The organism is Nocardiopsis algeriensis (genome assembly GCF_014203695.1).
GTDB lineage: Bacteria > Actinomycetota > Actinomycetes > Streptosporangiales > Streptosporangiaceae > Nocardiopsis > Nocardiopsis algeriensis.
In genome coordinates, this window is sequence record NZ_JACHJO010000005.1 from 362,978 (window position 1) to 388,865 (window position 25,888).

18 protein-coding genes and 1 pseudogene are annotated in these 25,888 nt (G+C 72.7%); 5 read left to right on the forward strand and 14 right to left on the reverse strand.

Features of this window, described 5'->3' with window-relative positions:
• Nucleotides 1–10: 10 nt before the first annotated feature.
• The 9 genes and pseudogenes from FHS13_RS10370 to FHS13_RS10410 form a co-directional block, all read right to left on the reverse strand.
• Nucleotides 11–1,021 carry an ABC transporter permease gene (locus tag FHS13_RS10370; protein ID WP_184290870.1) on the reverse strand — a complete coding sequence of 337 codons (1,011 nt, stop codon included), beginning with the start codon at nucleotides 1,019–1,021 and terminating at the stop codon, nucleotides 11–13.
• 135 nt (nucleotides 1,022–1,156) lie between these two features.
• On the reverse strand, nucleotides 1,157–2,206 hold the full coding sequence (locus tag FHS13_RS10375; protein ID WP_184290872.1) for a cobalamin-dependent protein: 1,050 nt from the start codon (nucleotides 2,204–2,206) through the stop codon (nucleotides 1,157–1,159).
• Entirely contained in the window at nucleotides 2,203–3,615 is a 1,413-nt protein-coding gene (locus tag FHS13_RS10380; RefSeq protein ID WP_246405038.1) for a PP2C family protein-serine/threonine phosphatase, read from the reverse strand. The genes FHS13_RS10375 and FHS13_RS10380 overlap by 4 nt, the downstream gene beginning before the upstream one ends.
• Nucleotides 3,616–3,820: 205 nt before the next feature.
• Entirely contained in the window at nucleotides 3,821–5,617 is a 1,797-nt protein-coding gene (locus FHS13_RS10385; protein ID WP_484549405.1) for an ABC transporter substrate-binding protein, read from the reverse strand.
• A gap of 50 nt (nucleotides 5,618–5,667) precedes the next feature.
• Complete coding sequence (locus FHS13_RS10390) at nucleotides 5,668–6,699, reverse strand: ABC transporter permease subunit (protein WP_184290876.1); 1,032 nt, start codon at nucleotides 6,697–6,699, stop codon at nucleotides 5,668–5,670.
• Between the two features lie 116 nt (nucleotides 6,700–6,815).
• Complete coding sequence (locus tag FHS13_RS10395; RefSeq protein ID WP_184290878.1) at nucleotides 6,816–7,223, reverse strand: RidA family protein; 408 nt, start codon at nucleotides 7,221–7,223, stop codon at nucleotides 6,816–6,818.
• Nucleotides 7,220–8,887 (reverse strand): ABC-F family ATP-binding cassette domain-containing protein, encoded by a 1,668-nt coding sequence (locus FHS13_RS10400; RefSeq protein WP_246405042.1) that lies wholly within the window; start codon nucleotides 8,885–8,887, stop codon nucleotides 7,220–7,222. Before FHS13_RS10400 ends, FHS13_RS10395 begins: the two co-directional genes overlap by 4 nt.
• A gap of 299 nt (nucleotides 8,888–9,186) precedes the next feature.
• Entirely contained in the window at nucleotides 9,187–10,872 is a 1,686-nt protein-coding gene (gene pgi / locus FHS13_RS10405; protein WP_184290880.1) for a glucose-6-phosphate isomerase, read from the reverse strand.
• 128 nt (nucleotides 10,873–11,000) lie between these two features.
• Nucleotides 11,001–11,803: pseudogene (locus tag FHS13_RS10410) on the reverse strand (ion transporter).
• Nucleotides 11,804–12,328: 525 nt separating this feature from the next.
• Here FHS13_RS10410 and FHS13_RS10415 point away from each other — a divergent pair.
• The 4 genes from FHS13_RS10415 (at nucleotide 12,329) to FHS13_RS10430 (ending at nucleotide 17,132) form a co-directional block, all read left to right on the forward strand.
• The gene (locus FHS13_RS10415; protein WP_184290882.1) at nucleotides 12,329–13,621 is read left to right on the forward strand and encodes a DUF2786 domain-containing protein; all 1,293 of its coding nucleotides are present in this window, start codon (nucleotides 12,329–12,331) and stop codon (nucleotides 13,619–13,621) included.
• Between the two features lie 49 nt (nucleotides 13,622–13,670).
• The gene (locus FHS13_RS10420) at nucleotides 13,671–14,456 is read left to right on the forward strand and encodes an RNA ligase family protein (RefSeq protein ID WP_184290884.1); all 786 of its coding nucleotides are present in this window, start codon (nucleotides 13,671–13,673) and stop codon (nucleotides 14,454–14,456) included.
• A complete protein-coding gene (locus FHS13_RS10425; RefSeq protein WP_184290886.1) occupies nucleotides 14,440–15,561 on the forward strand; it encodes an AAA family ATPase in 1,122 nt (373 codons plus the stop codon). Before FHS13_RS10420 ends, FHS13_RS10425 begins: the two co-directional genes overlap by 17 nt.
• A 236-nt stretch (nucleotides 15,562–15,797) precedes the next feature.
• Entirely contained in the window at nucleotides 15,798–17,132 is a 1,335-nt protein-coding gene (locus FHS13_RS10430) for an MFS transporter (RefSeq protein WP_184290888.1), read from the forward strand.
• Here the strand turns inward: FHS13_RS10430 and FHS13_RS10435 are convergent.
• From FHS13_RS10435 to FHS13_RS10445, 3 genes are all read right to left on the reverse strand, one after another.
• Nucleotides 17,038–17,610, reverse strand: a complete 573-nt coding sequence (locus FHS13_RS10435) for a hypothetical protein (RefSeq protein ID WP_184290890.1) — start codon at nucleotides 17,608–17,610, stop codon at nucleotides 17,038–17,040. The two genes, FHS13_RS10430 and FHS13_RS10435, sit on opposite strands and share 95 nt — an antisense overlap.
• A 5-nt stretch (nucleotides 17,611–17,615) precedes the next feature.
• The gene (locus tag FHS13_RS10440) at nucleotides 17,616–19,607 is read right to left on the reverse strand and encodes a tetratricopeptide repeat protein (protein WP_343064973.1); all 1,992 of its coding nucleotides are present in this window, start codon (nucleotides 19,605–19,607) and stop codon (nucleotides 17,616–17,618) included.
• Between the two features lie 65 nt (nucleotides 19,608–19,672).
• A complete protein-coding gene (locus FHS13_RS10445; RefSeq protein ID WP_184290893.1) occupies nucleotides 19,673–19,849 on the reverse strand; it encodes an FXSXX-COOH protein in 177 nt (58 codons plus the stop codon).
• A 233-nt stretch (nucleotides 19,850–20,082) separates the two neighbouring features.
• On the opposite strand from FHS13_RS10445, the gene fxsT reads away from it, so the two are divergent.
• Nucleotides 20,083–22,623, forward strand: coding sequence for an FxSxx-COOH system tetratricopeptide repeat protein (gene fxsT, locus FHS13_RS10450; RefSeq protein ID WP_184290895.1), 2,541 nt, complete (start codon nucleotides 20,083–20,085; stop codon nucleotides 22,621–22,623).
• A gap of 129 nt (nucleotides 22,624–22,752) precedes the next feature.
• On the opposite strand, the gene FHS13_RS10455 is transcribed toward fxsT, so the two are convergent.
• Nucleotides 22,753–24,147, reverse strand: a complete 1,395-nt coding sequence (locus FHS13_RS10455; protein ID WP_184290897.1) for an aKG-HExxH-type peptide beta-hydroxylase — start codon at nucleotides 24,145–24,147, stop codon at nucleotides 22,753–22,755.
• A complete protein-coding gene (locus FHS13_RS10460; RefSeq protein ID WP_246405142.1) occupies nucleotides 24,147–25,313 on the reverse strand; it encodes an FxsB family cyclophane-forming radical SAM/SPASM peptide maturase in 1,167 nt (388 codons plus the stop codon). The genes FHS13_RS10455 and FHS13_RS10460 overlap by 1 nt, the downstream gene beginning before the upstream one ends.
• Between the last annotated feature and the right edge of the window lie 575 nt (nucleotides 25,314–25,888).

The window sequence follows — 25,888 nt, forward strand, 5'->3', positions numbered from 1 at the left end:
ACCGAAGAGGTCAGCGGATACGCACTCGCGGGTCGACGAGCGGGTAGAGCAGGTCGACGAGCAGGTTGCACACGACGATGAAGACTGCACCGAACAGGGTTACGCCCAGGATGACCGGAAGGTCACTCTGTGTGATGGCACTCACCGCGTAGCGGCCGATCCCGTTGAGGGAGAAGACCTGCTCGGTGAGGACGGCGCCCCCCAGGACCAGCCCCAGGTCGAGGCCGAAGATGGTGACGATGGGGGTGAGGGTGGGGCGCAGCGCGTGCTTGAGCACCACGCTCCGTTCGTTCAGTCCCTTGGCGCGGGCGGTGCGGATGTAGTCCTCGCCCAGGACCTCGAGCATGCCGGCGCGGGTCTGGCGCGCGTACATGGCGGCGTGCAGGAACGCCAGGGTGATCCAGGGCAGGAACATCCCTTCCGCCCATCCCCACGGGTCCTCGGTGAAGGGTACGTAGCGCGGGGTGTCGAACCAGCCCCAGGAGTGCACGGGGAAGGCCAGGATCAGCAGGCCGGTGAAGAAGACGGGCAGCGACACCCCCGTCAGGGCGATCGCCATCGCCGCCCGGTCGAACAGGCTGCCCTTCCACACCGCGGAGACCACGCCCACCGCGATGCCGCCCACCAGCCAGAGGATCCCCGCGCCGACGGCCAGCGACACCGTCACCGGCAGCCGTGCCACGATCTCGGGAAAGACCTCCTGGTAGGTCTGGAAGGAGTAGCCCAGACACGGTGCCGAGCACTCGATGGTCTCCCTGCCGAAGCGGTACTCGGCGCCGAGGAAGATGCCGCGGACGAACTCGCCGAACTGGACGACGACCGGCCGGTCCAGCCCCAGGCGTTCGACGGTGGCCGCGATCGCCTCCGCGGTGGGGGCCCGGCCCACGTACATGGTGGCCAGCTGCTCGACGCTGCGTCCCGCCCAGCGGGGCACCACGTAGAAGATGGCGAAGGTGACCATGGTGACCACCGCCAGGAGCAGCAGGCCGGCGCCCAGTCGGCGCAGGATGTAGCTCAGCAAGCGACGCGCTCCCCGTTCTCGCACGCACGGGCTGTGCGGCGTCCGAGCCCACAAGGTAACGCAGAGTGAAATCGATATCACGCCTGAGGCAGGTGTGTTCGGCGGGCGCCCCTCAGGGCGCCCGCCGAACACACCTCAGGCCTGGAGCGCGTCCCGGCCGACCGCGAGCGTCGACAGGGCGTCGGGGTGTTCGCCCAGTTCCTCTTCCAGGACGTCCAGCACCCTCAGCACGCCGTCGGCGGTCTCGTCCCGCGCGCGCAGCGCCTCCCGCGTACGGGCGAGATAGCGGCCGAAGACCTGGCGGTCCCCGACGTAGAGGGCCGCCAGGAGGAAGTCGACGGTGTTGCCCAGGTACTCCACCGCGTGGTCCAGTTCCGCGTCCTGGAGGTCCGGGCTTCCGGGCGAGCCCTGGCCCCAGGCGCGCTCCAGCGCGGTGTGCACCAGGCCCTCCCTCTGCTGCAGCACCTCGGCGTAGGCGGTGCTGGCCGGCAGCGCCTCCTCCTCGCGGCCGATGACGTAGGGAGGCCCCGCGTCGAGCAGGTCGGCGGCCTGGAGCGCGTCGGGGGCCCACAGGTCGGCGCCCAGCCTCCGGGCCAGGAAGTCGTCGGGGCCGAACCCGGCGCCCCCGGCGATCACCGGGACCTGGATCCGGTGGGCCGCCCCGATCATCGCGTGGGCGGCGACCAGGCGCGCGGACATGGAGCAGCTGAGGGCCAGGATGTCGGGGCCGGTCTCCTGCAGGTGCAGTGCCAGGCTCCCGACGGGAACACTGACGCCGAGGAAGGCCACCCGCCATCCGCGCAGGCTCAGCACACCGCTCAGGACCCGGGCCGAGAGGCTGCGCCAGTCGCCGTCGGTGCAGGCGACCGTCACCTTGCCCCGCTCGGCCGGACTCGGGCCGTGGGCCGCCACGTGCTCCACGACCGCGCCGACGGCGCGCTCACCGATGTAGGCCGCCGCGTGCTCGTGCGAGACCGTCCACTCGCCGCTCCGGCGCAGGACGTCGGCCCGCTCCTGGACGGGGGCCACCACCTCCATGAGGAGGCTCTCGGGGAACGCTCCTGCGATCAGCGCGTCCCGCACCGTGCCCAGGGCGGCCTCCTCGTCGAGTCGGGCCACCTGTGCGAAGAACTCCTCGGCCACGCGTGCGAACGCCCCGGGCCGGATCGGGGAGGGAACGGTCACCCGAGCATGCCCTGGGCAGAGGGGGCCTGCACGGCCAGGACGGTGATGTCGTCGTGCTCACCGCCGCCGAGCCAGTCGCCGACGTACTGGGCGATGCGGCCGGCGACCGCCGGGGCCGGCAGTCCCGCGCAGCCCTCCAGCAGTCGGCGCAGGCGCTCCTCGCCGAGCATCTCACCGCTCCGCAGCGGGTTGCGGGCCTCGGTGACGCCGTCGCTGAAGACCACCATCGTCTCACCGGGGGCCAGGATCGTCTCGGCGCTGTGGAAGACCGCTTCCTCGATCGCGCCGACGAACATTCCGCCCACCAGGCCGGACATCTCCTCGACCTTGCCGCCGGAGCGCACCAGCAGCGGCGCGGGGTGGCCGCCGCCGGCAGCCAGGATGCGCAGTCCGCCGTCGGGCAGGGGCGTGGCCGTGCCCAGCACCACGGTGCTGAACTTCTCTGGGTCGGTGCGGGTCAACAGGATGTTGAGGTGCTCCAGCAGGGACACGGGGTCGCGCTCGACCAGCCGCAGCGCCTGCAGGGACTGGCGGATCATCCCGCTCAGCAGGGCGGCGTCATTGCCCTTGCCGCACACGTCGCCGAAGGAGAAGTCGAACCCCTCTCCTCCCGCCTCGGCCTCACGGACCTCGTAGAAGTCGCCTCCGATGCGCTCGGCCGCGATGGCCGAGCGGAACGAGGCGCCCAGCAGCGCGTGCTCGATCTCCGGCAGCGGCTCCGGCTGCAGGGCGGTCTTGAGCGTGGAGGCGGTGTCGGCCTGGTACTGGTAGAGCTGGGCGGAACCCAGCGCCCCGCCGACCTGTTCGGCGTACTCGGTGAGCAGGTCGGTGTCGGACTCCTCGAAGTATCCGTCGTGGCGGTAGACCAGGAGCGCCCCGGCGGCTCCGGTCAGCCCCGGCACGGGCACGGCCCGTACCGATCCGACCGGTCCCTCGCGACGCGCCAGGGTGCGCACCAGACCCTCGACGGGGTCCCCGGGCGCCGGTTCGGCGATGGCACTGCCCACGTCCAGGATCTCGGTCAGCCAGACGGCCTTGGCCGCCGTGCGCTGGGACCAGCGTCCCCGGGAGATCTCGGGCTTACCCGTTCCGTCGGCGACGGCGGCGGTCCACTTGGGCCTGCCGGAGGGGTCGGAGGTGAACAGTATGCACAGGTCGGCAACCTCGCCGAGGGGAAGCCGAACCGCCTGCTCGATGAGGCGCTCGGGGTGGAGCAGGCTGCTGAGCCCCCGCCCGGCCTCGCGCAGCAGCGCGGTCCACTCCTCGTGGGAGTGCGGAGCAGAGCTGTGCGCTCCGGCGACCTCCCCGCCATGGTGCGGGTCGTCCGGCCCGTTCGCCTGCTGACCGGGCGGCACCTTCCATCCATGGGCGTCTCTTGACATGACGTCGTCGGCACCGGAAGCGGACAAGCTTCCCTCCCCCGCTCAAGTTCTCTCCTCGGCGGGAGACCCGCCCGCGGGCCACACGGCCGCGTTCGAACGAGCATACCCACAATTGGCGACCGGAGAACCACGCAGGACGAACCCCACAAAGCCGAGAACGGACCGGTGAACGGCCGGAAATCGGCGGAAACGGGCGGGCCACCTGGCGGTTTTCCCACCCACCCCCGGGGACTCACTCCCGTGTGGTACCCAACGCCATGTAATCGTACATGGAGTACCCCGGGTGGTAGTAGACGTTGGTCAGGTTCGGCGGCCGGTACAGCACGGTCCGCTCGAACACGATCGGCAGGATCGCGGCCTGCTCCATCGCCCTGCGGTCGATCTGCGCGTAGACCTCGGCCCGTTCGTCGGGGTCGTCGAGGGTGACGACCTCGTCGAACCAGCCGTTGACCTGGTCGTCGTCGAGCTCGGAGACGTTGGTGTTGCCGGCGTCGCGGATGGCGTCGCCGTCGAGGATCTCGCGCATGAAGCCGTAGCCGCTGGCCCAGTCGGGGGCCCATCCGTAGACGGTCAGCCCGAGATCGTTGCTGTGGACGAAGTCCGGGGAGCCGGCCTGCGTGTTGGTGTAGCTGTCGGACGGGTACTGCTTGATGTCCGCCTGGATGCCCACCCTGTTCAGGGCCTGCTGGAGCGCCTCGGCGGTGCTCACCTCCGAGGGCCTGTCGGCGCGCACCCCGATGCTGGTGGAGAATCCGTCGGGCCGACCGCACTCCTCCAGCTGCGCACGTGCCTCGTCCAGGTCGCCCTTGCCCTCGGGCGAGGGGTAGAGGTCCTGGTCCGGGTCGGCCCCGGGCAGGGACGAGGGCAGGATCTGGGTGGCGACGTCGCCGCCGGCGTCGCCGCCCCAGGCGCGGTGCAGGGCGTCCTTGTCGGCCGCGTACATGACCGCACGGCGGCAGGCCAGGTCGTCCAGCGGCTCGACGACGGTGTTGATGTTGACATAGCGCAGGGTGTTGCCCTGCGGGTTGTCGACGTTGACCCGCCGGTCGTCGTCGGTGACGAGGGAACCGCGCATCGCGGGACCCACCCCGGTTCCGGCGAGGTCGACGTCGAGCTCGCCGTTGACCAGGCGCTGGTCGATCTCGTTCTGGTCCACCCCCATCTGCACCTCGATCCGGTCGGGCAGGGCATCTCGGGTGGGGTCGCTCTCGGGGTCCCACTGGTCGTTGCGGACCAGGTCGAGCGAGACCCCCGGACGGTAGTCGCCGTCGAACTTGTAGGGGCCCGACGAGACGACGCGGGTTTGGTACTGCTCGCCGCGGTCGGCGTCGGGCGGGACCGGTGCGGTCTGCGGCTGGACGAGCAGGTAGGGGAACTCGGCGAAGCTCTGCCGGAGGCGGAACACGAGGGTGTGGTCGTCGGGGATCTCGATGCCGCCCAGGCCCTCCAGCGGGTCCTCGCTGTCGCCGTAGGGGCCCTCGTAGTCCTCGCTGTCGGCCAGGAACTGCTGGAAGTACTTGGGGCCGTTGGGCAGCGCCTGTTCCCCGAAGTTGCTGCGCGCGATGGCATAGGCGATGTCGCGCGCGGTGATCTCGGAGCCGTCCTCGTACCTGAGCCCCTCCTTGATCCGCACGGTCCACTCGGTGGAGTCCTCGTTGGCCTCGGGCATCCCGGCGGCCAGGTCGGGCTGGAGCTCGGTGGCCTCCTCCCCTGGCGCGCCGGTGTAGGTGAGCAGGGTCCGGGCGTAGTAGCGGGAGAAGTTCCAGCTGAACGCGTAGTAGGTGTTGCCGGGATCGGGGGAGTCGAAGTCCGAGGAGATGGCGTAGCGCAGAGTCCCGCCCCTCCGGTCGGAGGGGTTGACGACCTCGGTCTCCCCCTGGTTGAACTCGGCGCCGGAGGCGTCGCCCCCTCCCCCGCCGCCGTCTGCGCATCCGGCCAGCAGCAGGGCCAGGACCGCCCCTGCCGCCGCGGGGGCCACTGCGCGGTTCCTCGTCCTCCTGGACGGGGGTGTGCGGTGGTGGCTGCTCACCTTGCCTCCTGGTCGTCTCATGGGCTCGTCGGGACACGGGGCGGGGCCCGTCAGTCGGAGGAGCGGGGGTCGAAGGCGTCGCGCAGTCCGTCGCCGAAGAGGTTGAAGGCCAGGACGGTGACGAAGACCGCCAGGCCGGGGACGATCACGAAGTGGGGGGCGATGGTGTAGAAGCGCAGGGCGTTCTCGAGCATGCCGCCCCATGTGGGGGTGGGCGGGTTGATGCCCACGCCCAGGAAGCTCAGGGCCGCCTCGAAGAGGATGTTGGTGGGGATGAGCAGTGTGGAGTAGACCAGGATCGGGGTGACGAGGTTGGGCAGGATCTCCCGGAAGACGATGTGGGCGCTGCCGGCGCCCAGGCTGCGGGCCGCCTCGACGAACTCCCGCTCCTTGAGGGTCAGGGTCTGGCCCCGCACGATGCGCCCGATGTAGGGCCAGTTGAAGAACCCGATGATGAAGACCAGGACACCGATGCGCAGCCCGTTGCCGGTCAGTCCGAAGGCGCCGTCGGGGATGACCCCGACCAGGGCGATGGCGAACAGCAGCAGCGGGAAGGCCAGGAAGATGTCCATGGCCCGGCTGATAACGGTGTCGACCCAGCCCCCGAAGTAGCCGGCGGTCATGCCCAGGACCGTGCCGATGGCGACGCACACCACGGTGGCGACGGTGGCGACCAGGAGCGAGGTGCGGGCGCCGTGGACGACGCGGCTGAACAGGTCGCGCCCGTTGACGGGTTCGACGCCCAGCGGGTGCTGTGCGCCGATGCCGCCCCAGGGGTCTAGGTCCACCCCGGGGCCGGGGTTGTCGGGATCGCGCAGGACCCCGCCGGTGAGCGGGTCGATCAGGTGCTGGTTGAACTGGGTGGGCGGATGGCCGAACCAGGCGGTGAGCAGCGGGGCGAGGAGGGCGGCCAGGACGAGCAGGACGACGACGATCCCGCCGGCCATGCCGACCTTGTCCCTGCGGAAGCGCTGCCAGGCGATCTGGCGCAGCGACCGGTTCTCGGCGCCGCGCGCCCCGGCCGCCACCGCCTCGGGGTCCGCGTACTGGGAGGACTCCGGCGCGTCCATGGGAGTGGTCACGCACCCCCCAATCACCCTGCGCATCAGTTCGGATACGTAGAGCTTGCACCAGGGGGGCGGGTGTTGCCAGCATCCGCGCCCCGGCCGGGCGCGTCGCCGGCGGCGGGCCCCGGGACTCAGCCCTCCGCGACGACGGCGACCGCCTCCACCTCCACGAGCTGGTGGTCGTAGCCGAGCACGGACACACCGAGCAGGGTGCTGGGGGCGTCGTGGTCCCCCATGTGCTCGCGCACCACGTCCCAGACGGCCACGAGGTCCTCCTGCCGGGAGGAGGCCACGTACACCGTGGTCTTCACGACGTCGGACAGCTCGGCCCCGGCGTCCCGCAGGGCGGTGCGCAGGTTGCGCATCACCTGGTGGGCCTGGCCCGCGTGGTCGCCGACCGCGACGGTGGCACCGCTCTCGTCGAGCGGGCAGGCCCCCGCCGTCCACACGACCCGGGCCGGGTTCGGGACGGAGGCGGCGTAGGCGTATTCCACGTGCTCGGCCAGGGTCCGGCTGCGTACCAACCTCACCGTGTTCATCGTTCTCCTGTCGTCGTGTGTACGGAGGCCCGCACCGCCCGGCCGCCGTCCATGCGCAGCTCGGCGCCGGTCCAGCGCCGGCGCAGCCAGCGGTCGTGGGTGGCCACCACCACCGCGCCCGGGCTCGACCCCAGAGCCTCCTCCAGTTCCTCGGCCAGGGCCAGGGACAGGTGGTTGGTGGGCTCGTCGAGCAGCAGCACGTCCGGGGACCGGCCCACCAGCATCGCCAGGGCCAGCCGGCGGCGCTGCCCCACGCTGAGCTCGCCCACCGGCCGGTCCAGGTCGCGCGGGGCGACCAGGCCGAGTTCGGCCAGGGCCGGCGCTCCGGACGGACCGGTCTCCAGGGTGCCGTAGAGCGAGCGCGGTGTGCGCCCGGGGTCGGGGAAGACGACGTCCTGTTCCAGCAGCGCCACCGAGGCTCCCCGGCGCCACAGCACCTGCCCGCGCGCGGGCCGCAGGCGGCGGGCCAGGACGTGCAGCAGCGTGGACTTGCCCGCGCCGTTGGGCCCGGTGACGAGCAGGCGTCCGTCGGAGGGCAGGTCCAGGTGCTCCAGGCTCAGGCGCCCGGGGACCACCAGGCCCCGCGCGCTCAGCGCGCTGCCCTCCCCCGCCGGCGCCCCGGTGAGGGGGCGGGTGAACGACAGCGGCCGGGGAGGGCGGCGGACCTGGTCGTTCTCCAGCTCCTCCAGGCGGGCGCGGGCGTCGCGCACCCGCCGCGACACCTGCTTCTCCACGCGTCCGCCGGTGCGGTGGAAGTTCATCTTGTCGTTGTCGCGGGCCGGACGGCCGTACCCGACCTTCCGGGCGGTGGTGCGCACCGCCTCGCGCAGGTGCTTGATCTGCTCCTGCTCCTGCTGGTGGCGCTGCTCCCAGCGCTCGCGCTCCAGGCGCTTCTCCCGGAGGTAGAAGCTGTAGGCGCCTCCGTAGCGGACTGGTCCGTCCACGGCCGGGTCCAGGTCGACCAGGCAGGTGCACACCGCGTCGAGGAACACCCGGTCGTGGCTCGCCACCACCACCGCGCCGGGCAGGCCGCGCAGGTGTCCCTCCAGGAATTCCAGCGCGCTGTCGTCGAGGTGGTTGGTGGGTTCGTCCAGCAGCAGGGCGCGCGGGCGGCGCACGAGCAGCGCCGCCAGTGCCAGGCGGGCGCGCTGACCGCCCGACATCCGCCCCACCGGCCGTCCCGGATCGACGCCGCCCAGCCCCAGGCCGGCGACGACGAGCTCCGCGCGGCGGTCGGCGTCCCAGACCTCCAGTCGCTCGGCGTCGGCCAGGGCCGCGGCGTAGCCCTCCAGCGCCGCCGCGCCCTCGGGGTCGGCGTCCAGGGCGGCGGCCGCGGCGGCCAGGCGCCGCTCCACCTCTCGGGCCGGGGCCAGAGCCCCGTCGATCACCTCGGCCGTTGTGGTCTCCGGCGGGTGGGGCAGCTCCTGGTGGAGGAACCCCGTGTCGGCGGGCCGCAGGACCCGCCCGGCGTCGGGCTCCTCGATCCCGGCGAGCAGGCGCAGGAGCGTGGACTTGCCCGCGCCGTTCTCCCCGACCAGGCCCAGGCGCTGCCCGGGGGCGACGTCGAGGTCGAGGCCGTCGAGGACGACGCGCTCGCCGTAGGCGCGGGACAGGTCGCGGGCCCGCAGCAGCGGACCGCCGGCAGAGGCAGTGGAATACGTCAAGGTGGGACCGCCCTTCGTGGAAGGGGTGGGTCCCGACGTGCGCGGCCGTCCGCGCGAAGGGTTCCGCAGGCGGGCCGGACGGCGACATCGAGACCGCACCGCGGAGAGAAGCACTCGCGTGCACCGGACGGGCCCGGCTCCAGCCCCGTGGGCGAGCCTCCGCGTCCGGTGGTTCCGGTCTCGATGTCAGATGCGCATTGCCCCGCCAGGGTAGGCACGGGGGCAACCGTCGCGCAAGCGCTTTTCCCGCGCGCCGGTCGGCGGGCCGTCCGGGTCCGGACGGCCCGCCGACCGGTCCGTCACCTTCCGCGCAGCGCGCGGTAGCTGCTCACCAGGGACGCCGTGGAGGCGTCCAGGCCGGGCACGTCGGCGCCCTCGGTGAGGGCGGGCTCGACCCGTTCGGCCAGGACCTTGCCGAGCTGGACGCCCCACTGGTCGAAGGAGTTGATGTTCCACACGGCGCCCTGGACGAACACCTTGTGCTCGTACAGGGCCACGAGCTGTCCCAGCACCGACGGGCTGAGCCGGTCGGCCAGGATCGTGGTGGTGGGCCGGTTGCCGGGGAAGGTGCGGTGCGGGACAAGCTCGGCCGCCACCCCCTCGGCGGCGACCTCCTCCGCCGTCCTCCCGAACGCCAGCGCCTGGCCCTGGGCGAACATGTTGGCCATGAGCAGGTCGTGCTGGGGCACGAGCGCCTCGGGCAGGTCCGGGGCGGGGTTGGCGAAGCCGATGAGGTCGGCCGGGACGAACCTCGTCCCCTGGTGCAGCAGCTGGAAGTAGGCGTGCTGGCCGTTGGTGCCCGGGGTGCCCCACACCACCGGCCCCGTCTGCCAGGAGACCGGGCGCCCGTCACGCTGCACCGACTTGCCGTTGGACTCCATGTCGAGCTGCTGGAGGTAGTCGGGGAAGCGGGCCAGGTGCTGGCTGTAGGGCAGCACGGCGTGGCTCTCGGCACCCATGAAGTTGCCGTACCACACGCCGAGGAGCCCGAGCAGGAACGGCAGGTTGCGCTCGATCGGCGCGGTGGCGAAGTGGGTGTCCATCAGGTGGAAGCCGGCGAGCATCTCCCGGAACCGCTCGGGGCCGATGGCGACCATGAGTGTCAGGCCGATGGCCGAGTCGTAGGAGTAGCGGCCGCCGACCCAGTCCCAGAAGCCGAACATGTTGTCGGTGTCGATGCCGAAGCGCGCCACCTCCTCGGCGTTGGTGGAGACCGCCGCGAAGTGCCGGGCGATGGCCTTCTCCGAACCCAGGGCGTCCACCAGCCAGGAGCGGGCGACGGTGGCGTTGGTGATGGTCTCGATCGTGGTGAAGGTCTTGGAGGAGATGACGAAGAGCGTGGTGGCGGGGTCGGCGTCCGCCAGCGCCTCGTGCAGGTCGCTGCCGTCGACGTTGGAGACGAAGCGCACCTCCAGGCCGCGGTCGCTGTAGGGCCGCAGTGCCTCGTAGGCCATGGCCGGACCGAGGTCGGAACCGCCGATGCCGATGTTGACGATCCTCGTCACCGGCTGCCCCGTGTGGCCGAGCCACTGCCGGGCGCGCACCTTCTCGGCGAAGGCGCTCATGCGGTCCAGGACCTCCTGCACCTCGGGGACGACGTTCTTCCCGTCGGTCTCCACGACCGCGCCGCGGGGCGCGCGCAGGGCCGTGTGCAGCACCGCGCGGTCCTCGGTGAGGTTGATGCGCCCGCCGCCGAGCATGGCGTCGCGCAGTTCGGCGACGCCGGTGGCGCGGGCCAGGTCGGTCAGCAGCCGCAGGGTCTCCTCGGTGACGAGGTTCTTGGAGAGGTCGACGTGCAGGTCGCCGACGTGGAGGGTGTGGCGCCGCACCCGCTCGGGGTCGGCGTCGAAGAGCTCGCGCAGGCTGGTGCCGGCGAACCGCTCCCGGTGCCCGGCCAGGGCCGTCCACTCGTCCCTGCGGTCCAGCGCGACTGCGCCGTGCTGTGCTCCGGCGTCCCCCGGACGGGGGAGGGGTGTGGTGGGCATCCGGTCGCTCCTCGTCATCCGTGTGCTCCGGGGCGGGCGGTGTCGGGCGCTCCCCGCCCCGCTGTGCGGCTTCGACACCTACCCTGCCACGGTCGCCGCCAACCGGGGGCACGGCTCGGCGGACGGACTCAGCCGACTCCCTGGCGCTCGGCCCGCAGTTCCCGTACCTCGGCGCGCAGGGCACGCAGTTCGGCCAGGAGCTGCCCCTGGCCTCCGGGGCCGTCGCCGCCGGGTCCGGGTCCGGCCTCCGCCGTCCGGCCGCCGCTGTCCTCGGGCAGGTCGCTGTCCTGCTCCAGGGCCTCCACCGCCACGGCGATGAACAGGTTGAGGGCCACCAGTGTGGAGACCAGCACGAAGGCGACGAAGAAGGTCCAGGCCATGGGCTGGTGCTCCATGACGTCCTTGGCGATGCTGCCCCAGCCGTCGGCGGTGGCGATCTGGAAGAGCGTGAACAGGGACGTGGGCAGGTCGCCGAAGTAGTGCGGCGAGCTTCCCGAGAAGAGCGTGGTGGCCATCACCGAGGACACGTAGAGCAGCAGCGCGACCAGGAAGAGGATGGACATCATGCCGGGAAGTGCCCGGAACAGGCCCGCCACCACGTGGCGCAGGCTGGGCACCACCGACAGCAGGCGCAGCACCCTCAGCACCCGCAGAACCCGCAGGACCGCGAAGGGTCCCGAGGCCGGCAGCAGGGCGATACCGACGATGACCGTGTCGAACCAGTTCCACGGGTCGCGGAAGAACTCCGAGCGGTGGGCGTAGACGCGCAGCAGGAGCTCGAGCACGAACAGCCCGAGGATGCCCAGGTCGAGGGTGCGCAGCAGCCTGCCGCGGGTCTCCATGATCCCGGGTGAGGTCTCCAGCCCCGGACGACGGCGTTGACCAGGATGAGGCCGACGACCGCGGTCTGGAACCAGCGGGCCTCCACCATCGTGCGGACCCTCTGTCGCGCTGACACTGCCGGTGGAACTCCGTTCGTGCAAGGGGGTGCGGTGGCGCAAAAGCCTAGCGCCTACGGCCTTCCGGAGCGCTTGTTTCGCCGTGGCGACCCGCCGTGACCGGGCCGCAATGACGGAGATCACAGTTCGGCGGCGGGGCCGGGGAACGGCCCCGGTCCGTCAGGGCGTACCCGGTGCCCGTCCTCCGTGCGGAGCACGGCGAGGCGCTCCCCCCGCTCCGACGCGGTGCGGCGCCGTCCGCGACGGGCGGCACCGGACACGCTCCAGGGCCTGTTGTGTGGATGCTCTCGCCGTATCGGCGGAGCCGATCCCCCGGCGAACGGTCGGCCAGGTGTTCCCTGGCAAGGCGGGGAGCGCAGCTCGGCCCGGTGGGCCCGGCAAGCTCTCCGACGCGGCAAGGGGGCGCCTGGCGGCCGTGCAGCCCGAGATGATCCAAAAAAAACAGGGCCTAGGATGGGCGGCCGGATCCTACGACATCTGACCAGGGGAGGCCCGGCGTGGGCAGCAGGAACCGCCGCGGACCGCGGCGTGCCGCCGGAGCCGCCGAGTGGGCCGGCCCGCTGCCGGGCCAGGCGGCCGGCGAGGTGGTCGCCGGTGCCGTCGACGCACTGGTGCTCGGCCAGGAGGGCGGCGGCGTGGACCTGGCCGCGGCCCGGCTCGCCGACACCGAGGACGACGCGTGGGCGCGGTCGGCGGAGCGGGCTCTGGCCGACGCCCTGCGCGAGGGCGCGGCCGCCGTGTGGACGCGCGGCTGGCAGCCGGCCGAGGCCGTCCGCCGTATGGAGCGCCTGCTGGGCCCCACCGCCGCCGCGGCGACGGCCGGCGCGGCCGCCGCCGATCTGGAGCGGCACCCCTCCCCGTCGGTGGACCCCCGCTGGAGCGCGCAGGTGCGCGGCCTGGGCGTCGCGCCCGTCGACCGGGGCTCCTTCCTGGGCCGCCTGTGCCGGGACCGCGGCCTGATGCGCTTCGAGGCGGTCGAGGCGGTGCTGCGCACGCTGGCGGCGCTGCGCGCGCTGCCCCCGCTCCAGCATCTGATGCCCCTGCCGGGCCGCCACCGGCCCGGTCACGGTCGGCCCCTCCGGCGCGGTCCGGTGGACGAGGGCAAGCTGGCGAGGGTCCGCGCCCTGCTGGCCAAGGCCGAGTCCACGGAGTTTCCCGGTGAGGCCGAGGCGCTGAGCGCCCGCGCCCAGGAGATGATGGCCCGCCACAGCATCGACCGGGCCCTGCTGGAGGAGGAGCCGAGCCGGTCGGAGGCGGGCCACGCCCGGCGGTTGCCGGTGGAGGCTCCCTACGAGGAGCACAAGGCGGTGCTGCTCCACGAGGTCGCCGAGGCCAACCACTGCCGGGCCGTGTGGCACAGCGACCTGGGCATGTGCACGGTGATGGGCTTCCCCGACGACGTCGACGCGGTCGATCTCATGTTCACCTCGCTGCTGGTGCAGGCCGAGGCCGCGATGCGCGCGAGCAACTCCGCGCGCGACCGCGCCGGCCGGCGGGCGGGCCGCGACTTCCGGGCCTCGTTCATGTCGGCGTTCGCCGTGCGGGTGGGCGAGCGCCTGGTGGAGGCCGCCCGTACCGCCGAGCGGGCTGCGGAGGCCGAGACCGGACGGGACCTGGTGCCGCTGTTCGCGGCACGCGAGCGCGAGGTGGAGGCCGCCGTCACCGCGGCCTTCGGCGAGCTCACCTCCTCCCGTGTCCGGGGTCCCTACAGCGAGGACGGCTGGCAGGCCGGACGCGCCGCCGCCGACGCCGCCTCCCTGGCCTCCCGGCGCCCGGTGGACGGGCGCTGACGGAAAATTCGGTGGCCCCGCCGGAGCGAGGACCGGTAGAACCGGGCACATGCACAAATACCCGCGTACGCGGCACATCCGCGGGTCCCGTCTGCAGCGGGGCGACCACGACCTGTCCGCGGTGCCCTTCGGAGAACTGGCCGGACGCCACCTCGTGGTGGAGGAGAAACTGGACGGCGCCAACGCGGGGATCAGCTTCGGGCCCGGCGGGCGGCTGCTCCTGCAGAGCCGGGGCCACTACCTCCAGGGCGGCCCCCGGGAGCGCCACTTCTCGCCCTTCAAGGCGTGGGCGGCGTCGATGGCGCCGCTGCTGCGGCCGCGCCTGGGCGAGCGCTACGTGCTCTACGGCGAGTGGCTCTACGCCAAGCACACCGTGTTCTACGACGCGCTCCCCCACCACTTCCTGGAGTTCGACGTGCTCGACACCCGTGACGGCACGTTCCTGTCCACCCCGCGCCGCCGGGAGCTGCTGGAGGGGATCCCGGTCGTCCCCGTGCCCGTGCTGCACTCGGGCCCTCTGGAGCGGTTGGAGGACCTCACCTCCCTGGTGGGCCCTTCCGCCTACCGCACACCTGCCTGGCGGGAGGCGCTGGCGGAATCCGCGGAGGCCGTCGGCGCCGATCCGCGGCGGGCCCTGGCCGAGACCGACGACAGCGACCTCATGGAGGGCCTGTACGTCAAGGTCGAGGAGGGCGGCCGCACCGTCGACCGCCTCAAGTGGGTGCGCCCCGGTTTCACCAACGCCCTCCTCGACTCGGGGACGCACTGGCTCGACCGGCCGCTGATCGCCAACAGGACGGCCGCCCCGGAGGTGTCCCGTGCGGGTGTTCGCTGAACTGTGCCCGGCTCCCCCGGTGTGGGATCTGGACTGGTCTCGCGTGCGGGAGGCCTTCGCCTGGGTGCGTGCCCTGGCGGGGGTGGAGCAGGATCCCGTGCACCATGCCGAGGGAGACGTGGAGATCCACACCCGGATGGCCTGCGAGGCGCTGGCCTCCCTGCCGGAGTGGCGGGCCCGGCCCGAGCACGAGCGGGTGCGGCTCTTCGCCGCCGTGCTGATGCACGACATCGCCAAGCCGGAGTGCACCCGCCGCGAGGAGGACGGGCGCGTCACCGCACACGGGCACTCCCGGCGCGGCGAGCTGACGGTGCGCCGCCTCCTGTGGGAGGCGGGCGCACCGGTGGCCTGGCGCGAGCACGTGGCGGCGCTGGTGCGCCACCACCAGGTCCCGTTCTGGGCCCTGGAGCGGCCCGACCTCCAGCGGATCGCCTTCCGGGTGAGCCTGGTGGCCCGCAACGACGACCTGGCGGTCCTGGCCACCGCCGACATCCTGGGACGCGAGTGCGGCGACACCGCCGAGGTCCTGGAGAACATCGGGCTGTACCGCGAGTACTGCGCCGAGCAGCGCTGCCTGGCGGCCCCGCGCGCCTTCCCCTCCGACCACGCCCGCTTCTGGTACTTCCGCAAGGAGGGGCGCGACCCCGACCACGACGCCTACGACGACACCCGCACGACTGTCACCGTCATGTCGGGCCTGCCCGGCGCGGGCAAGGACACCTGGATCGCCCGGGAGCGGCCGGGGCTCGCCGTGGTGAGCCTGGACGCGTTGCGCGCCGAGATGGGTGTGGGCCCGACCGGGGACCAGCGTCCCGTCGCGGCCGCCGCCCACGAGCTGGCCCGCGAGCACCTGCGCGCGGGCCGCCCGTTCGTGTGGAACGCCACCAACGTCTCCCGCTCGCTGCGCGGCCGGTGCGTCGACCTGGCCGCCGACTACGGGGCACGGGTGGAGATCGTCGCCCTGGAGGCCCCGCCGCAGGAGCTGCGCGCCCGCCTGGACCGGCGTGACCGTCCGGTTCCGGCCGCCGCGGTGGAGCGCCTGGTGCGCCGCTGGGAGTACCCCGACCCGACGGAGGCCCACCGCATCGTGCATCCGGACATGTGAGACGCCACCGGCCGGGCAAGGCGTTCTTTCCGTGATTTCGTGTCGCACGTGCGCCCGCCGTCGGTACTCTGACGGCATTCCGCCCCGCTCCTCCGGCGGCCGCCACCGCCCGGGCACCTCCCGTGCGCGCCGATCCGGCGCCGGGCCGGGACCCGCGCCGCGGGAGGCTTCCGGCACGTGCGCGGAAGGCACGACGACGACCACACCTTTTCCGAGGCGATGTCCGAGACCAGCACATGGCCAGGGTGACCGCCGGCGACGGCGGGACGGACACCCGACCCGAGCACCCCCGCGCCGCAGGCGGCCGGTGGCGCCGTTTCACGCTGCTGTGGAGCTCGGGCGCGTTCAGCAGCCTGGGCACCATGACGTTCACGCTGGCCGTCCCGCTGCTGGCCCTGGCGGAGACCGGTTCCGCCGCCGTCACGGCGTGGATCACCGCGGCGGGCATGCTGCCCCGCGTCCTGCTGCACGTGCCTGCCGGGGTTCTGCTGGACCGGGTCGACCCGCGCCGCGTCCTGCTCCTGGCACAGGCGGGCCGTCTGACCGTGACCGCCGTGTTCGTGGCGCCGGTCCTGCTGTGGGACGCCCCGGTGATGCTGCTCGCGGCGGCCACCGCCCTGCACGGTGCCTGTTCGGCCCTGTTCCTGTCCGCCGTGTCCACGGCCGTGCCCTGCCTCGTACCTCAGGAGGAGCTGGCGACCGCGGCCGGCCGCAACGAGGCCCGCTCCCACGGAACACAGCTGGCCGGGCGTCCGCTGGGCGGTTTCCTGTACGGGGTCGCCGGCTGGCTTCCCGCGCTCTTCGACGCCGCGATGTCGCTGTGCGCACTGGTGAGCACCCTCCTGCTGCCCCGGCCGATACGCCCCCGCACCGGGAAGCGGGACCGCTCACCGCTCCCGTCGGTCCGGGAGGTCTCCGAGGGGTTCCGACGCGTGTGCCGCGACCGGCTGCTCGCCACGGTCCTGGTGGTGTGCACCGTCACCAACGCCCTGTTCCAGACCGTCTGGCTGATCATCATGCTGGTGGCCACGGAGAGTGGGCTCTCCCCCCTCCTGCTCGGGTGCGTCCTGGCTGCCACCGGTGTGGGCGGGCTGCTCGGTTCACTCCTGGCTCCGCCGCTGGTGTCGCGCACCCCTTCCGCGGTCATGGTCGCCCTGTGCCTGTGGCTGTGGATGATCCCCCTGGGGGCCCTGGCCCTGGCCCACCACTCCGGCTCCCACTGGATGCTGCTCGTCCTCCCCCTCACCTGGGGCGGCATCGGATTCGTGGGCGCCCACATGAACGTCACCGCGGCGACCCACCAGGCCGCTCGTGTTCCCCGTGAGGTCCTGGGGCGGGTGCTGAGCGCCAACCGGTTCTTCGCCCACGGTGCGCTCCCGGTGGGTCTGGTGTGCGGCGGCCACGTCCTGGAGGCAGCGGGTCCCGCAGCGACCAGCGCCTTCGTCCTGACCGCGGTCGGCCTGCTCGCCGTGGTCGTCACCGTCCTTCTTCCGAGACTGCGGGAGAGACCTGCTTCCCGGTCGACAGCGCGTCCGTCAGACGGCGCAGCCTTGCGTCCAACCCCTTCTTGAGCTCTGCGGGACCGCCCTCGCCCCTGCCGGAGGTCACGAGGTCGAAGACGCGGTCGATCTCGTCGCGCAGCTCCTCCGCCGCCGCGCGTTCCTGCTCCGGCAGTGTGCTGCGCAGCCGTTCGACGGCCGCGACCGCCCGCAGGGCGTCCTCGGGCAACTGCAGGTCCGCGAGCCCCTCGCGCCCCGGTCGGGAGGGTCCCGCGAGCTGGATGTGCCTGGCCCACCGGGCCGTCATCCCGAAGCGCAGCACCGACTCGGTGACGGCGGTGACCAGGTCGTCGGCCTCCTCCCTCTCCTTCCGGGTGTCCTCCCTCTCCCAGCGGGCCCGCTCCGTGTCGAGGGCGTGTCCGGCACGCGCGTCCTCGGCCTTCAGGGAACGGCGCGAGGTCAGCGCGGAAGCGGTGATGGTGCTGATCGCCGTGGTGGCCCCCGTGACGAGGGCGACCAGGACCGTGGGGTCGGACAGGTTCGCCAGCACCGGCGTCACTCCCCCTCCCGCAGCCGTGCGGCCGTGGACAGCTGGTGGTGCGGCAGCGGCGGGTGGTGTGCGCGTGCGGCGCGCTCGGCCAGCCGTGCGGCCAGATCGCGGTCGCCGCCCATCCGCCGCACCCGGGCGGCGCGGAGCAGGACGGGGCCGTTGTCGGAGGCCTCCTCCAACGCCTCGTCCAGGTCCTCCGGCCACGCCTCCGCACCCCACAGGGTGGCTCGGGCCAGGGCCCTGGCCGCACGCGAAGAAGGGGTCTGCGGCGCTCCCGGCCGCTCCAGGTCGTGGAGGGCCGGGGCGGCCTCACCCTGGTCGGCGAGGATCTCGCCACGCGTGCGCCGGGCCTCGGTGTCGGTGCTGTCGCGGGCCAGAACCCGGTTGAGGACGTCCAGGGCCGACTCCGCCTGGCCCGCATGCCACAGTGCCTGTCCGAGTCCGGTCTGCACGCCCGGATCGCTGCCCGCCCGGCTGGTGACCGACGCCAGTACCTCCAGGGCCGACGACCGGTCCCCCTCCAGGAACAGGCAGCGGGCCTGCGCCAGGAGGGTGCGGTTCACCGCGGTCCCCTCTCCCAGCGAGGCGTACCGTCCGGCGGCGTCGGCGTAGAGGCGTGCGGCCGAGACGTGGTCACCCTCCTCGAAGGCCAGGTCGCCCAGCAGCGAGACGAGCCGTACCCGCAGTCGGGGACCGGGCGCCGGCTGGGCGGACAGGGCCCTTTGGGCGTGCTCCCCGGCGACGGTGTTCTCGCCTCGTGTGCGCGCCCTGCAGGCGGCGTCGAAGTGCCGGGCGGCCGTGTAGGCGGCCTCGCGGAGCGGCCCGAGGAAGGCCAGGGGCCGGTGCAGGCGGGGATGCCGGAGCAGGTAGGAGGCGGCGTCCCGGTCGACCACGTACCGGTCCTGGAGGACGGTGGCGACGTCCGCACCGCCGCAGAAGGGCGGGGCTCCGGCCCCGCCCGCGGCCGCGAGCGTGTCGAGCCAGGAGCGGACGAGCCGCACCGGGACCAGGCACTCGGTCGCCGCCTCGGAGACGGCCTGCCGCACGTACCCCGCCAGGGCGGGGTCGACGCCCCCGGCCTCGGGCTCCCGGTCGGACCGGGATCTCCACAGTGCCCGGCCGGCCACCTGGAGCAGGACGGGGTCGACCGTGCCGGAGGCCGTTCCCAGTTCCTCGGCGAGGTGTCTGCCGCTTCCCGGCCCCGGGCGGTGGCCGAACCGGGCCAGGGCGCGCTCCACCGTGTCGGCGGCGGCCTCGGGTGTGAAGGGCCGCAGCAGAACCTCGGCGTGGGACACGGCGCGCTTGTCGACGAGGCGGCGCAGCTCGTCCATGTGGTCGCTGCGCACGACGAGGAGGAGACGCAGGCCTTCCACGGTGTCCGGCAGGCCCAGGAGTTCGTCCAGCAGGTCGCGGCGGTCCTGTTCACCCGAGGTTCCCGGGCGCAGGAGGAGCTCGGTCCCGTCCAGGGACGCGTACAGCGGGGCGGGGCGCCCGTAGCGGTCCAGGCGTGTCCGGGAGCGCAGGAGGTCTCCGACCGAGCGGCCGGGGAAGCCCCCGGGCGGGACGTCGGGGTCCCAGGAGTCGACCAGGGCGCGCGTGTACGGGTTCTGGTCGGGCATCGCGGCGACGGGGAAGGAGGCGTCCAGGAGGAGTTCACCGGGAGGCAGGACGCTCTCCCCGCGGTCCGTCAGTGCGGGTACGGCTCCGGCGCGCAGGAGAGAGGTCTTGCCCGCGCCGGTGCCGCCGTACAGCACGGTGAGCCGATGGCGGCTCCAGGCCTCCACCAGTGACCTCGTCTCCTGTTCCCGACCGAGGAAAAGAGACCGTTCCCGTGTATGAAAAGGCCTCGGCCCGATGAACGGGCCGGTGTTCTCGTCCCACGCGATATCGGCTCGTCTCATGAATGGCTCCCGACCGGCGGCAGCGGAAGAACACCGAGGTCGCTCTCCGTTCACGGTCGAGCGGGGTGACAACGGCACCCGTGCGCTCCCGAACATCTCGGCAGCCTACACGGGCTCCGGTCCGTCGGCCAGGGCGCCCGGAGATTCGGCGAACACCTCTGTCAGTCGTCACCCTCGTTGATAAAGGCGGCCACGGCCTCGTCGTCCGCGATTTCGGGGTCGAGGACGGAGCGCAGGGCCGACGCGACGACGGACTCCCCGAGTCCGCCCAGTTCCCGCAGGGACAAACCGTCGAGGGACACGAAAGCGAGGCCCTCGGAAAACTCCTGGGTTCTCATCGTTCACTCCTTTTTCACCAGGAAAAGAAGGGACAGGGCGCCACCTGCCCCTTTCCCGTCTTCCCCCACGAAGTTCCTACCACAGTGCTGTCATTCTCTAACCTGATCGCCTACGCTGAAAGCCACCCGGGCCCCGTGAACCAGAAACCGGAGAGCCATAAAACCAGCCGGGTCACGTCAAGAAACGGGGAAAATGATTCCGGCGGGACACGTGTGAAACCGGAGGAAAACGAGTGTCCGACACTCAAGTAACCGGTCCCAACAAAGGACTCGGCCGCCTTCCCGAGGTCTGGGGCGGGGTGCCGTCGCGGAACAAGAACTTCACCGGCCGAAGGCACCAGCTCCGCTCCCTCCGCGCGGGGTTGACGAACCACGTCACCGCCCTGGTGCCGCACGCCCTCCACGGCTACGGGGGTGTGGGGAAGACCCTCATGGCGGTGGAGTACGCCCACCTGTACCGCCACGAGTACGACGTCGTGTGGTGGGTCAACGCCGATCAGCCGGGCCTGGTGCGCTCGTCCCTCGCGCACCTGGCTCCGCACCTGGGCCTTCCGGGCGCCAACACCACCGGTATCGAGGAGGCGTCCGAGAGCGTGCTGAACGCCCTGCGCCGAGGCACCCCCTTCCACCGCTGGCTCCTGGTCTACGACAACGCCGACGAACCCGAGGACCTGCGCGAGGTCGTCCCCGAGGGGCACGAGACCGGGCACGTGCTGATCACGTCCCGCAACCCCCGGTGGGAATCCGTCGCCGAGACCGTGTCCGTGGACGTCTTCCCCCCGGCCGAGAGCGTCGAGTTCCTCAGGAAGCGCATACCCCGCGGCATCTCGGACCCGGAGGCGGCCCGGCTCGCCGAGGCCCTGGGGCACCTCCCCCTGGCACTGGAGCAGGCGGGGGCGCTGCGGTCCGAGACCGGCATGTCCAACGAGGAGTACCTGCGGCTGCTCTCCGACCAGCCGGCCTCCCTGCTGCGCGAGGGCAAGCCCAGCGAGTACCCCGCGCCGATGACCGCGGCCTGGCAGCTGTCGGTGAGCAAGCTCCAGGAGAACCTGCCCGAGGCGATGGAGCTGCTGCGGTGCTGCGCCTTCTTCGGACCCGACCCCATCCCCCGGGACGTCTTCTTCCCGGTGGAGCGGGGTGATGTGCGGCCGGCGATGAGCCGGTTGCTGGACAACCCCATCCGGCTGAGCCGGGCGATCGGCCAGCTCGCCCGCTACGCCCTCATCCGGCTGGACAACAGCAGCCGCACCCTCCAGGTCCACCGGCTCATCCAGGCCCTGGTGCGCAGCGAGCTCTCCCCCGATGAGCAGCAGGAGGTGCGCCGGGAGGTGTGGGCCCTGCTGGGCAGTGCCGCGCCCAAGTCGGTCGGCGACCCCGCCTCCAACGCCCGTTACCTGGCCCTGCTGCCGCACCTGGGCCCCTCGGGTATCGCCGAGAGCGACCGCCCCGAGGCCCGCCGCTTCGCCCTGCGCGTCCTGTCCTTCCTGTACGTGTCGGGCAACCACGAGATGGGGGAGAAGTACGCGAGCAGGTTCGTCGAGCAGTGGAGCACCGACTCCGGGCCGGACGACCGCCACGTCCTGGAGGCCCAGGTCAGCTACGCCAACAGGCTGCGCGAGATGGGCCGCTACCAGGAGGTGCGCGAGCTGGACGAGAGCCTGCTGCCCCGCATGCGCAGAGTTCTGGGCCCGCACCACGAGCAGACCCTGGCCGTGCTGTCGGGCCTGGGCGCGGACCTGCGCAACAGCGGGGACTTCTGGCAGGCGCGCAGCCATGACGAGGAGGCGCTGCGCCTGCACGAGGAGGCTCTGGGCCCGAACGACCCCGCCACCCTGCGCGCGATCTACAACCTGGCCATCGACTACACGCTGACCAGTGATTTCGTCAGCGCCCGCAGTCTGCACGAGCGGGTATACATGCTGCACAAGCGGCACGGGCAGACGCAGGGGTCACCGGTTCTGCTGACCTACGTGCAGGGCCTGGCACTGGCGGTGCGCCTGAACGGCGACTACACCGAGGCGTGCGACCTCGGCGAGGACGCGCTGTCCTACGGCCGCGAACAGCTGGGCGCGGACCACCCCCGCACCCTGCGCACACAGATGGACCTGGCCACCTCTCTGCGCATGGCGGGCGAGCTGGACGACGCCCTGGAGATGGCCAAGGACACGCACTCCCGCCACCTGCGCCTGTACGGTCTCGATCACGCCGAGACCCTCGCCGCGGCCATGTGCCTGTCCAACACCTGGCGGATGACGGGCGCACTGGCCGAGGCACTGGAACTGGCCGAGGACACCGACCGTCGCTACGACCAGGTCTACGGCGTCGACCACCCCTACAACCACGGGTGCACCACCAACGTCGCCCTGCTGTACCGGCTGCTGGGGGATCCGGCCCGCGCCCGCGAGCTCAACGAGGACGCACTGGCGGGTATGGAGGAGAAGCTGGGACGCGACCACCACCTCTCCCTGGGGATCACCGTCAATCTGGCCGGTGACCTGGCCGCGGTCGGCGAGACGAAGAACGCCGTCCGCCTGGGCCGTGGCAGCCTGCGCCGGATCCGGGCACTGCTGGGGGACGAGCACCCGATGGCGCTGACGTGCGCCTCCAACCTCGTCCAGGACCTGAGAGCGGAGGGCGAGGACGAGGAGGCCGAGCAGGTGGCCGGCCAGGTCGGCCCCCTGTTCACCCGTGTCCTGGGGCGCGAACACCAGTTCACGAAGGCGTTCCTCACCGGGCGGAGACTGGCGTTCGACTTCGACCCCCGCCAGTTGTGAACACCGTGCCGCCGTCGGCCTCCTCGCCGCTCCCGGTGGCGCCCGCGGAGGACCGGGGAGCACGGGCCCCGGGAGGGTGCTCCCGGCCGGGGCCGCGCCCCGAGCGGGCGGTTCCCTGATCCGGAACTCCTACGGACGCCCCTCCGGTGCCGGGGCGGTGTACGCCTCCCGCGTGGGCACCGCGCTCGCGGTGCCCCCGGGGAGGAGCACCGGCGTCCGGCCCGCGTTGTGCTCCCTCCACTGCGAGAGGTGGCGGTCGGCCGCCCGCCGAGCCGCCTCGGCGGCGGCCTCGGGAACCGGCTCTTCCTGCCAGCGGAGCAGGGTCCGCTCGATCGCGGCGAGGAAGCGCTCCCCCTGCGGCGTGAGCCGGCCCGAGGCGGCCAGTACGTGTGCGGCGTCCAGGGCCGAGCGGCGCCAGTGGGCGAAGCCGGCGCAGGCGCGCAGCGCCTCCGTACCGGTCACGGCCTCGCGGTGGCGGCGCCAGAACCCCGCCACGCCCACATGGGCGTAGACACCCTGGAGCAGGCCTGCCGCTGGCCGGGGATCCCGGCGCCAAGGGGCGTAGTAGCGGCTGCCGTCGTCGGGCAGCACCAGCGGCACCAGGTCCAGCAGCGCGGTGAGCTTGATGTGCTGTACCTCGTGGGCGAAGGTCAGCGCGAGCATGAGCGGGTCCGGCGGCCGGGACAGGCCCAGGTTGCCGTAGGCGTGGCGCGGGGTCGCGCTGGTATGGGCCCTTCCGCTGGGCGGGATGGGGGTGAGGGCGAGGACGGTCTCGGCCACCTCCTCCGCGACGGTCCAGTGGTGCTCGACCAGGGTCTCCCAGGCACCCTGGAGGGTCTCTCCCCACCAGGCGAGTTCTTCTCCCCCCAGGCGCCGGGCCACCGCTTCGGTCCCGGGCATGCGGTCGGGATCCTGGTCGTCCAGGAGCAGTTCCAGCCTCCGTCCGCCGTGCTCGGCCGACAGGCGGCGCAGCGCCTGCCAGCCGGGGGCGTCCTCGTGCGGATCGGCGGGGACCTCCACAGCCCTCTCGCCGGTGACCAGCGCGCGGCCGCCGGCCACCTCCACGACGGCGTCCCCGCCCCCGACGACCGCCCTGCCGAGGGAGGGCAGCGCGACCGTGGGACCGTCCAGGGGCACCTCGGTCCTCAAGGCGGTACCGGCGCGCAGCGCGGCGGCCGCGGCCAGGGACGACAGGACCGCCACCCTGGGCTCTTCCCGTCGCCTGCCCTCCAGGGCCAGCACCGTGCGCCGGGCCCACACTCCCACGGTGGGATGACCCAGGACGGAGGCGACCGCGGCGGGGTGGGCGTCCTGTACCTCCGCCAGCACATCCCAGGAGCGCGCCGCGCGGTCCGCGTCGGGGTGCAGCGCGCCGCGGGACGCGTCCAGGACCCTGCGCACGAGCAGCAGGTGCTTGCCGTAGTGGGCGGCGCGCAGGTGTGCGGTGGCCGCCGCGCCGCCTCCGCCCCTCGCCAGCGCGTCGAACACGTCGTCGGGAACCGCCGACCCGGAGTCGGCGGACATCAGATCCCTTCCCGGAGCCGGGCCACGTCCGCGGCCACGGTGCGGTGGATGTGGGTGATGAGCCGGTACAGGTCCGCGCAGTAGACGGACGGGTTGAGGAATCCGCTGCCCGAGCGGTAGCGGTGCGGGTAGAGCCCGCCACCGCACACCCGGGCCAGGGGGCAGGCGGCGCAGACGGGACCGAGTGCGCGCGCCCCGATCTGGCGGGCCACCACCCCGGGCAGGAGCAGGGCGTCGGCGAAGGAGTGGGTGAGGACGTGCAGGGACGTGGCGGCGGCGCCCTCGTAGGCCGACTTGAGGATGTCGACCTGTTCGATGCTGCCGTCGGTCTCGACCACCAGCATCGCCGCCGGGGACAGTCCCACGGTCTCGGTGCGCGAGGAAGCGCCCAGGACCAGGCGGATGATCTCGTTGAACATCCGGATGTTGGTCTCCCTGACGGGAGCGTGGTACCAGCGGTCGAACACGGCCGCCGTCCAGTCTCCGTAGGGGGTCCCCTCCCCGGTCATCCCGGGTGGCGGGGCGTCCCAGGTGCCGTGAGGCAGGAGGAAGTCGACGGCGGGCGGATCGAATTCGAGCAGGGCCTCGTAGGTGGTGACGGGATCGGACTCCAGATCCACCGTGGCCAGCAGCCCGGACAGCAGGTGGGGACGGGCGGCGAGCTTCTCCAGCCCGGTCCGCACCTCGGCGTGGGTGCCGCGGCCGCCGGCGCGGACCCGGTGCCGGTCGTGGTCGGCCTCGGCCCCGTCGATGCTGACGCCGACCCGGATCCCCAGTTCCTCGAACAGGTCGAGGAAGGCCTCGTCGACGAGGACGCCGTTGGTCTGCATGCGCAGCGCCACGCGGACGTCGGGCTCGCAGGTCTTGCGCAGGACCTGCGCCGTGTACCGGATGTGGTCGGCGCCGGCCAGGAGCGGCTCGCCTCCGTGCAGGATCACGTCCACGCGGTCACGTCCGAAGGCGCGGGCGTGCTCGGCGATGCGTTCGGCGGTGCGGTCGACGACGGACCTGGCCATGCGGCGCGGCCGGCTGCGCCACCCCTGGTCGGCCATTTCGTACATGTAGCAGTAGTCGCAGGCGAGGTTGCAGCGGCTGTGGATCTTGAGGACGAACTGGCGGAAGGGAGTGGGGCGCCACCCCTGCGCCAGGAGACCGTCCACGTCCAGCCCGGCGGGCCATTCCTCCCGGTCGGGCCGCACACCCGTGACAAGGTCGTCGGCCACGTCGGTGTCCTCCTGGGGTGGGCGCACGAAGAGGAGGGCGTCCTGCCTCCCTTTCCGTGCACTTCTCTCTGGCGGGTCCGCACACTTCTCTCGGACAGTTCCGAAGCCGGAGGACATGTTTTCCGGAACACGGAAATGGCAGCCTCCGGACACCGGCCGCCTTTTCTTCCGCCGAAGAGGAACTCCCCTGGCTCTCCCCGGCGAGGCGAGCCCCGGCCCTCACCGAAGGAGCCGGCCCCGGCATGCGCCGCCCTGCCCCCTGCCGGACCTCTGCGGTGTGTTCGGGTCCCCGCACAGCACAAGGGCGACAGGGACCGGGCCGGATGATCGGCGGACCTGTTTCGACAACCGGCACGAGACGCTTTCCTCCTCCCTTGCCGAGGCCCTGCCGGGTCCACTCCCCGGGGCAGAGCACCGTGAACACGACCGGGGGCGGACCGCCACGGGTTCCTTGCCACCGCCCCGGGTTGTCCACAGGCCTCCGCGGGCCGGCCTTCCCGCGTGCCACCATGACGGGG